The sequence below is a fragment of the Hymenobacter glacieicola genome (assembly GCF_014640315.1).
Classification (GTDB): domain Bacteria; phylum Bacteroidota; class Bacteroidia; order Cytophagales; family Hymenobacteraceae; genus Hymenobacter; species Hymenobacter glacieicola.
The window spans coordinates 26,421-36,704 of record NZ_BMGS01000019.1 but is presented as its reverse complement, the minus strand read 5'-3'; the positions used below and the strand labels follow the sequence as shown (position 1 = coordinate 36,704).

Genomic DNA, 10,284 nt, shown 5'->3' with positions numbered 1-10,284 from the left:
AAGGACGCCAAAGCCTGGTTCAACCATTGCGGCTATCATGTACACCGTTCATGAATCCGCTATAGAATGCCGTAAATAAACGAATTGTTTTTTTATCAACCTGACAAGGATTCGCCTCTGATGTTAAAAACTTCGCTTTTCATGCTTCACACGTTCGTTACCTGGTGCTACTTCAAAAGTCATAGTCAGCCCAAGGATAGATATAATACCAGACCCTGGATATGCGCTTTGCTATTCCATAGCGTTCATTTTGTTGCTTCATACCCTTCTTGTCACCATTTACAGGCAAGGCCATAATGCAACTGGTAATAAGTAGAGCAACAAGCTCGACAATGGTCAGCAAAAGATTACTAGTGCAGTTAGTGCTGTGCTATATACCCACTACTGTCTACCTAATATATTAACGCACATTTTATCATATAAATATGATACATATACACTTAATTGTGCGTAGAATGATAAACTATATGCCTCTTACCTGAAGATATAAGATTTGTGACTGCTTGATACTACTTACTTGTCTATCCTTCTTCGATAACTGGTAGTAGAGCCTCAGGGACAGCAACTATCATTTGTATCAAACAATCATAAATGATTGGCTACTGGATAAATGTAGCAGCATGGTTCTGTATCGCCGCTGCTAGTAGGCCCCAATTATATAGTCATACTACTTCAAGCACAGACAACACCTACACAAGGAGCACTGATTATACATCCTTCTGCTACTGATTTTACTCAATAGATCCTCCCGATACTAGCTTTACTCAATAGTGATTATTGAACAATAGCTTAAGTTGTAGCAAAGACTTCCATGTTGTACTTAGGGGGCTTTGAATACAGTCACCCGTCTTAGAAGATACTTTTACTGCAATAAAATCTATATACAAACAGCGCTTACCAAGATGTAATAAAGAGTATAGTATTACCAAAAGTATATTAAACATACTAGGCTCTATCTATTCAAGTATAGCGCCGCACCTCAATATGATTTTTGAAGATATTAACAAATAAGATCAGTATAATTAATAAATTTGCATTTAAAATTACATTATGCAATCAAATTGCAATATTTTCTCAGATTCTAATATCAAATTTACTATTCTTAAAATCCGCTGTTTTGTCTTTCCAGGTCCAAGGATTATCATTTTATACCTATACAAAACCAGGCTTAGTATAATCGCTAATGGAAAAAGGGTTGCAGGACACTTATTCCAATAATCTATGCCTATTTTTAAGCGCGGAACGGTACTCATTTGTAAAACCGCGCTTTTTCAACTTTATCTTTTTTCTTTTTCATGAGAAAATCCTTGCTCATGGGTCTTCCATTGGCAGCACTAAGTGTTGTTCAGGGGGTAGCCCAAACTCGGAGTGTTTCCGGCCGAGTAACGGACCGCACGACAGGCGAAGGCTTGCCGGGGGTAACCGTACTGCTGAAGGGTAGCAACAACGGTATTTCAACCAATTCTGACGGGACGTACACGCTGACAGTACCCGCCGGTGATGGCACCTTGGTTTTTAGCTCCATTGGGTATATCACGGTTGAACAACCCATTGGCACCAACAGCCAAATTAACGTAGGACTCGCTACTGACTCTAAGCAGCTAAGCGAGGTAGTAGTAACCGCACTGGGCATTCAGCGTGAGTCGCGGGCTGTTGGCTATGCAGTAACCGAAGTAAAGAGTGCTGCTATCGTGCAGAAATCTGAGCCCGACGTATTGCGTGCCCTGCAGGGGAAAATACCAGGTGTTAACATCGTTGGCTCAAACGGTGCGCCCGGCTCATCTACTCGCCTGACAATCCGCGGTAACACCTCGCTGCAGGGTAACAACCAACCACTTTATATTGTGGATGGCGTACCCTTCAACAACGCTCAGAACAACTCCGAAAGCCAGTTGGTGCGGGGTTCGGCGTACTCCAACCGCGCAGCCGATATTGACCCGAATAACATTGAGTCGATTAACGTGCTGAAAGGCATGGCAGCGGCGGCTTTGTATGGCTCTCGTGCTGCCAACGGGGTTATTGTAATTACCACGAAAACCGGTAGCAGAAACCGCGACAATAAGGGTATTCGGGTTGGTTACAACTCTTCTTATTCAATTGAGCGCATCGCGAACCTGCCGGAATACCAGAACACGTACGGCTCGGGTGGTAACTTTGTCTACTCTGAGGCCAACGGCTCCTGGGGACCAGCCTTCGGCAGCGCCCAAGCGCCTGCTGATGTACCCCACCCCTACCGTAATATTGCGGCATTCCCGGAATTCGCGACGGCTCGCTACCCGTACCAACCCTTCGAAAATAACGTTAAGGACTTTTTCGAAACCGGCAAATTGATAGAGAACTCCGTTAATCTGTCGGCCAGCAGCGAAAACGCATCCTTTAATACCGTTCTGTCCCGCTCGGACCAGAGTGGCATGATTCCGTTTTCGAAGTTTGACCGCACTAGCCTTAGCGCGGGTGGTTCGGGTCAGTTCAACAAGCTGCGCATTGGTGGTAACGTTACCTACGTAAACAGCAATCAGCAAGGTCCGCAGTTGGGCGCTAACAATGCTATTGGCAACGCTTCGGCTTTTGCCCGTATCATGTTCATGCCGCGTAACCTGGATTTGACGGGTTTACCGAATACAAACCCGGTGACGCGTGGGCCCGTGTTCGGATGGCTCAATGGCCAGGCAGATAACCCGTACTGGTCGGTAGCTAATAACAGCTACAAATCTAACGTTGACCGTGTAGCCGTTACGACCAACATTGGGTACGACATTCTGAAATGGCTGAACTTCAGCTTTAATGGGGGCGTAAATACCTACTCTGACCGTCGCGTAACTGCTGTTCGGCCTGGTTCGGTGGCTTTCAACGGGGCTGGTAACGTAATCCAGGATAACCTCCGCAATTCGGAACTGGAATCTACCGCCTTGCTGACGGCCGATCAGAACCTGACGGAGGATATTAGCATTAAGGCTATTGTAGGCGCTAACATCAACCAGCGCCAGTTTGAGTCTTCGTCGGTTTCCGGCAACACGTACTTGCAGTTCGATATTGATGACATCCAGAATACGCGCCAAGTAATCAACAACGGTACTGGCTTCAGCAAGCGTCGCTTGTTTGGTGTGCTAGGTGACTTGACCTTGGGCTACAAGGACTTCGTGTACCTGAACGCTACTGCTCGTAACGACTGGTCGTCGACACTTCCCAAGGCGAACCGCAGCTTCTTCTACCCAAGCGTTAGTGCCTCGTTGATCTTTACCGAAGCTTTCGGCATAGAATCCAACATTTTGAACATGGGTAAGTTGCGCGCCGGTTATGCCAAAGCGGGTAACGATGCGGCTCCTTATTCGCTTATTACGACTTACGGGCTGCAGCCATTCTACGGTAACAACGTGGGTGGCACGCAATTCCCCATTACTCCGACCAACGGTAACACGGTTTCAGGCGCAGCTATTGGCGGATTCGTTGGTGACCCGAACCTGACCCCGGAGTTCTCAAACGAAGTTGAGGTTGGTACTGACCTGAATTTCCTCAAGGATCGGGTTATTGTTTCGGCTACGTACTACGACAAGCGTACCACCAACCAAATTGCCAACGTACCGCTGCCGTCGGCCTCTGGCTTCACGACGTACATCACGAACTTTGGCGAAATCTCGAACAAAGGCATTGAAGGCGCCCTGACCGTTATTCCGGTGGACGCTGGCGGATTCCGGTGGACGAGCATTGCCAACTTCACGCGTAACCGCAACATTGTAGAAAAGCTGCGTGAAGGTGTAGAGCAGGTAGTAATTGCAGCCAACTTCGGCGACATCCAGGCAGTACACCGCCCTGGTCAGCCGTACGGTCTGCTGATTGGTTCGGTAGCTGCCCGTGATAACGAAGGCAACTTGCTTATTAACCCATCTACCGGCCGGATGCTGACTGCCATTAACCCGGAAATTGTGGGTAACCCCAATCCGGATTATACCATTGGCTTCATCAATACCTTCTCCTACAAAGGCCTAACCTTGGAAGGCGTTATTGACTTCCGGAAGGGTGGAGATTTATACTCGACTACCCTACAGTCCTACCTGGGCCGGGGTGTAACGAAAGACACGGAGGACCGCGACAGAAACGTTATTATCAACGGTTTCCTGGGTAACCCCGGCACTTTCCAGCCTCTGACGAATGCGGATGGCAGTAAAATCCCCAATAACGTAGCCGTTTCGCTGAACGATTACTACTTCGGTGCTGGTTCTGCAGCTATTAATGGTGCTTCGGAGTTCTCGGTATTCGATGGCACAACGCTTCGTTTGCGTGAAATTACGTTGGGCTACGACTTGCCAGCCAAGTTGCTGTCCAAGACCCCGATTCGTGGCGTGAACCTCAGCTTGTCGGGCCGTAACCTGTGGTGGTATTCGCCCAACATTCCGAAGTACACCAACTTCGACCCAGAAACGAGCACGTTTGGTGCTTCTAACGCGCAAGGCTTCGAGTTCACGAATGCTCCGACTGCTCGCCGTTATGGAGTTAACCTGCGGGTGAATTTCTAATCAATGCCTCTTTTTCGCTCACATACCATGAAAATGCAAAAACTCCCCGTGGCCGTAACGCTACTAGCGTTGCTAGCCGGTAGCACGGGTTGCGATAAGTTTCTTGACGTCAACAAGGATCCGATTAACCCAGCCGATGCCGATATCAACTTGGTATTACCGGCTTCGCAAGCTGCAATGGCCACCAACCTGGGCCACAGCACCCTAGGGTTGAGCCAGCCTACCTCTGCTATCATGCAGCAGCTGACCAACTTCCGGGTTGGCACGTTTGACCTAAATGGCGGCAGCTTCAACAACCAGTGGTTGGGGCTGTACTCCGGCGCCTTGATCAATAACGAACAAATTATTAACAAGGCCACGGCCATTCGGGCATGGCGCTACGTAGGTATTGCCCAAATCCAGAAGGCGTACATGTTCAGCGAAATGGTGGACGTGTGGGGTGATATTCCTTACTCGGAAGCATTCAAAGGGCAAGGCAATGAAAACGTTGCGCCGAAATTTGATGACGACGCTGCTATTTATGCGGACTTGTTCCGTCTCATCGACGAGGGCATTGCCAACTTGAGCCGCACGGACGATACGCAGCGCCCTGGCACGGACGATTTGATGTATGGCGGCAGCACCACGAAGTGGATTCGTTTGGGTAACACCTTGAAGCTGAAGCTGTACAACCAAGTACGACTGGTACAGAACGTACAGACCAACGTAGCTCCCCTATTGGCGGCTAATGCCCAGCTCATTACCGCTGCCGACGACTTCGAATTCCGTTATGGTCGTAGCACCAACCCTCAGAACCAGCACCCCGGTTATTCAGCCGACTATGCTAATGCAGGCCGCGAAAACAGCATTGGGGTGTATTTCTACAACCTGATGAAAGGGAGTGCTACTACGAGCCGGCCAACTGACCCACGCATTCCTTATTACTTCTACAATCAGAAGGCGACAGCTGCAGCAGAGATTAACGCCGATTATCAAGACGGCCGCTTTGTGACGGTGCGCTTTGGTAGCGTAGGCCCCCAGGCCAGCGCAAACAACACCAACATTCGCACGCTGCAAGGCTTGTATCCGGTTGGTGGCCGCTTTGATAATGGGGCGGGTGGAACTGCTAACGTAAACTCAGGTACTGGTGATGTACCTCAGCGTCTGCTTACGTTCTTCGCTCGGAAGTTTATCGAGGCTGAGTTGCAGCTAACCGTATTGAATAGTGTACCTGCTGCTCGCGTGGCTTACGTAGATGCACTAAACGCCTCGTTTGACAAAGTAACTGCTATTGCTAACGCTGCTGGGGTTACCCTGACGCAAGCGCAGCAGGACCAGTTCCGGCTTGACCGTACGGCGTACATCACAGCAGCGCAGGCTCGCTTCGATGCCGCAACAACTACGGAAGGCAAACTTGAGGTCATCATGACCGAAAAGTATATTGCAAGCTTCGGCTACGGTATTGATATCTATACCGATTACCGCCGTACTGGCTACCCCCGCATTACGGATGCTAATACGGATGGGGATGCTCAGACTACGCAAACGGGCCCGTTCCCGCTGCGTTTGCCCTACCGTTTAAATGACTTGTTAACTAACCCGAACGCTCCCGCTCAACCCAATATCAATACGGAGCGCATCTTCTGGGATCCGAGCTAAGCATCGGAAGGTTTTTTAACAGCTTAATTTCTGCTTTCATGAAAAAAATACTATTTGCCTTGTGGATGGGTTTATCTGCCATTGCAGTAACCTCTTGCAAGGACAGCGACAAAGACCCACTCCCAGCTACTGAGAGTGTGCCGAATGTCACCACCGCCAACGCTACCCCAACGTTTACACAGGCTAATGCTCGCAACACGGCTGCTAACCCTGCTATTTCGTTTGTTGTAAGCGTTACAGGGTCCAACGTGGATAAAGTTGAAGCAGTAGAGGTCTACAAGACGTTCCGTAACATTGTTCGCAACGCGCAAGGACAGTTGGCAATTCAGACTCTACCACGTGTGTTGGTGCGTTCTATTCCGCCGTCTCAAACCACTATTGAAATTACGCTCAATGATTTGGTAGCGAATTTGCAACGTCGTGGTACAGCCTCCGGCGCCGCATTCGATGCACCCCTGACACCATTAACCCGTAGCTCATTAGCAACGCAGGAATCTTTCCTGTTCACCTATGAGCTCCTGATGAAGGATGGCCGTCGTGTAGTGCTAACACCGATTTCTGGGGGAGTAGTAACCGGCACCCAAACGGCTGCCCCATTTGCTGCCATCGTCACGATTAACTAACTAGGTTAATCCTTACAATCATAAAAGCCCGGCCATATTGGCCGGGCTTTTTTTGTTGCTATAGCTTGGCTTTGGGTAAAGCCTAATACGGTACTAGAGACAACCAAGAGCCGCTAATATGATTCACCCAGTTGTCCATACGCAGTACGATAGATATTGAGTGATACCACCTGTTTGCTAATCGCCATGCTGTAGAATCATAGTTCGGGACTGGTTAGCCCAAGTGGTATGTTGTGCCTTAAGCGTGAGCATCCCTTCGTTCGTCTATTAATTCATGCCATTCATCGAGTTAAATGTCGTTTGGACCCACATTTTGCATTAATAATCATTTTATCAATTTTTGTGTTGCTATTTTAGCAAAAGTTCAACCTACACTCTCCTCCGACTAAATCTTTTCAACACACCCAACGTTTACATGAAAAAAGGATTATTCATTGCACTGCCGGTGCTTGCCTTGTCGGCAACACATGCACTTGCACAAACTCGTACCGTTTCCGGGCGAGTGACCGACCGTACAAATGGGGAAGGGCTACCCGGAGTTACCGTATTAGTTAAGGGTACTACTACCGGTGTTTCCACTAATTCAGACGGCACTTTTACTCTTACTGCGCCTAGCTCAGCAACTACACTCTCATTTAGTTCAGTTGGCTTTCTACCCATTGAGCGTCCTATCACCGATGGCAACATCACCGTTGGCCTTTCACCTGATAGCAAAGCGCTCAGTGAAGTGGTTGTGGTTGGCTATGGTGAGCAATCTAAAAAGCTAACTACTGGGGCAATTACTCAAGTATCTGCCAGAGAATTCGAAACTCAGCCAATTGCAAGTGCTGAACAAGCTTTGCAAGGACGGGCAGCTGGTGTACAGGTTTCCTCTAACTCGGGCACACCGGGTGGCGCAATATCAGTGCGAGTACGAGGCAATAACTCGATTTCTGCTAGTAGTGAACCGCTCTATGTAGTAGATGGGGTACCCATCAACTCAGGCAGCTACTCCAACATTGGAGTAGGTAACCAAGGCCTGAATGCGTTGTCGGATATTAACCCGAACGATATAGCCTCAATTGAGGTGCTAAAGGATGCCTCAGCGGCCGCTATCTATGGCTCTCGTGGTGCCAATGGAGTTGTGCTGATTACTACCAAACGTGGTGCCTCCGGTGCCACTCGAATTAGCTATGACGGTTACATCGGCACGCAGAATACCATTAAACGTCTGGACCCTCTCACCGGGCAAGAAGCACAGGACCTAATCAACGAAGCTCGTACCAACGTGGGGCTAGCCCCCCGCTACGTAGCAGCTAATCCTACAACTCAACAGAACCTGTTTTCAAGCGCCAATACCAATTGGCAAGACGAAATCTTCCGTGCCGCGCGTATCCAGAGCCATACTGTTACGATGTCGGGGGGAGATAATAAGTCGCGCTTCCTAGTCTCTGGGACCTACTTTGATCAGGAAGGCATCATCATTGGATCAGGTTTTAACCGGGGAAGTATCCGCCTAAATCTGGACCATAACGTCTCAGATCGGGTAAGAGTAGGGGTCAGCCTGACTGGCAGCCGGGCGCTTTCTCAACGTCAGAACAACGACAACAACATTTATGGGGTGCTAAGCACCGCCTTGCTGTTGGGCTCTCAGACTCCTATTTATAATGCAGATGGCACCTTTGCCCGGGACCGATTCTCCTCGGTTGAAAACCCCGTAGCCGCTGCTACCTTGCCGATAATTAGTGCCCGTAACAACCGCGCCATCGGTAATATCTACGCCGATGCTGAACTGCTGAAAGGGCTTCGTTTGCGTACGTCCCTTGGCGGTGACTACCTCAACCTGAAAGAAGACCGGTTTATACCTAGCACGGCTCTGCAAGCTGTGGGCAGTAATGGTCTTGGCAACGCTAACAGCCGCTATGATGTGGGTTGGATCAATGAAAACACATTAACCTACAACCGTAGCTTGGGCGACCACTCGTTTACGCTCCTCTTGGGGCAGAGCGCTCAGAAATCGGTGCAGCAAGGTATCATTACAAACGTAACGGGCTTTGCTACCAACCGAATCCGTCAGCTCTCCGCCGGCTCGGTAAAAGTCGATGCCTCATCGGACGAGACGCTTTGGACTTTGCTGTCCTACTTCGGGCGCTTGAACTATAACTACAAGGGCAAGTACATCTTCCAGGGCTCCTTGCGCCGCGACGGCTCTTCACGCTTTGGGGTTGAAAACAAGTACGGTTGGTTCCCAGCAGCCTCGGTAGCGTGGCGCGTAGGCGAGGAAGCATTTTTACAGGACAACGACCTCATTTCCGAACTCCGCTTGCGTGGGGGCTACGGGGTAGTAGGCAACTTCGAGATTGGCAACTTCGCTTCGCGTAACCTCTACGGCGTGGGCGCTGGCAACTTGGCCAACTACAATGCGGTAGCAGGTATTGCGCCTACTCAACTAGGAGTAAGAGACTTAGGATGGGAGCAGACGCAAGAAATAAACGTAGGCATGGACCTCGGTTTGCTCGACAGCCGAATCAACTTCACGGTCAACGCCTTCAATCGTAAATCCAACGATCTGCTGCTGAACCGTCAATTGCCGCTTACCTCTGGCTTCGCTAACATCACCCAGAACATTGGTGATATGCGCAACAGAGGACTAGAGTTTGAGCTTACCACGCAGAACGTGCGCTCCAAGGATTTTACTTGGACTACCAGCTTTAACACTTCCATAATTCGTAACCAAGTAACTCGCTTGGTAAATGATGCACCCTTTGGCGCTGGTTTTGCTAACTGGGTGCAGGTAGGAGCCTCACTAGGTAGCTTCCGCGGTTACGTAGTTGACCGTATCTATCAGAGCCAGGAAGAAATCAATGCTGATAATCTTATTGCACGACAGAGGACGGGCCGGACAAATGCCAACTATCAGTCCCCTGACACGAAACCCGGCGACATTCGCTTCCAAGACTTAAACAAGAACGGTATCTTGGATGCCGAAGACCAGAAGCTCATCGGCTCAGCACAGCCCAATTCCAGTGGCGGTATTACCAACTCCTTGGGCTGGAAAGGCCTGGAGTTGAACTTCTTCTTCCAGTTTGTATCGGGTAACGAGATTTATAACAACACCCGCGCGTTTGGCGAGGGCATGACCGGACAATTCGGTCAGTTTGGTGCCGTGCGCGACCGGTGGACTACTACCAACACCGACACGGATATTCCTCGCGCTGCTTGGGGTGACCCCAACGGTAACGCCCGGGTTTCAGATCGGTGGATCGAAGATGGCTCTTACATACGGTTGAAAACAGCAACTCTGGGCTATAGCCTCCCCACCAAGTGGATACAGCCGGCCCATCTGCGCTCAGCCCGCGTGTACATTGCTGGTCAAAACCTGCTCACGTTCACCAACTATTCAGGATTGGACCCCGAGGTAAATACCTTTAACGCGAGCAACACCTCGCAGGGAACTGACTTCCTGACCTTTCCGCAGGCCCGTGTGTATCAAGTTGGATTAAACTTGGGCTTCTAATTTTTTTCCTTAC

4 protein-coding genes are annotated in these 10,284 nt (G+C 49.6%); all 4 read left to right on the top strand.

Annotated elements, in window-relative coordinates; all coding sequences use genetic code 11:
- The first annotated feature begins 1,295 nt into the window (after positions 1-1,295).
- Positions 1,296-4,514 (top strand): SusC/RagA family TonB-linked outer membrane protein, encoded by a 3,219-nt coding sequence (locus IEW18_RS21330; RefSeq protein WP_188559920.1) that lies wholly within the window; start codon positions 1,296-1,298, stop codon positions 4,512-4,514.
- A 33-nt stretch (positions 4,515-4,547) separates the two neighbouring features.
- Positions 4,548-6,152, top strand: a complete 1,605-nt coding sequence (locus tag IEW18_RS21325; protein WP_188559919.1) for a SusD/RagB family nutrient-binding outer membrane lipoprotein — start codon at positions 4,548-4,550, stop codon at positions 6,150-6,152.
- A 38-nt stretch (positions 6,153-6,190) separates the two neighbouring features.
- Positions 6,191-6,775 carry a hypothetical protein gene (locus IEW18_RS21320; protein WP_188559918.1) on the top strand — a complete coding sequence of 195 codons (585 nt, stop codon included), beginning with the start codon at positions 6,191-6,193 and terminating at the stop codon, positions 6,773-6,775.
- Positions 6,776-7,190: 415 nt separating this feature from the next.
- Positions 7,191-10,271: a SusC/RagA family TonB-linked outer membrane protein gene (locus tag IEW18_RS21315; RefSeq protein ID WP_188559917.1), complete on the top strand. Its 3,081-nt coding sequence runs from the start codon at positions 7,191-7,193 to the stop codon at positions 10,269-10,271.
- Positions 10,272-10,284: the final 13 nt, after the last annotated feature.

Bases quoted from the DNA above. Each gene is read 5' to 3' on its own strand.
- IEW18_RS21325 (WP_188559919.1), top strand. From the start codon at position 4,548: ATGCAAAAACTCCCCGTGGCCGTAACGCTACTAGCGTTGCTAGCCGGT.
- IEW18_RS21330 (WP_188559920.1), top strand. From the start codon at position 1,296: ATGAGAAAATCCTTGCTCATGGGTCTTCCATTGGCAGCACTAAGTGTT.
- IEW18_RS21315 (WP_188559917.1), top strand. From the start codon at position 7,191: ATGAAAAAAGGATTATTCATTGCACTGCCGGTGCTTGCCTTGTCGGCA.
- IEW18_RS21320 (WP_188559918.1), top strand. From the start codon at position 6,191: ATGAAAAAAATACTATTTGCCTTGTGGATGGGTTTATCTGCCATTGCA.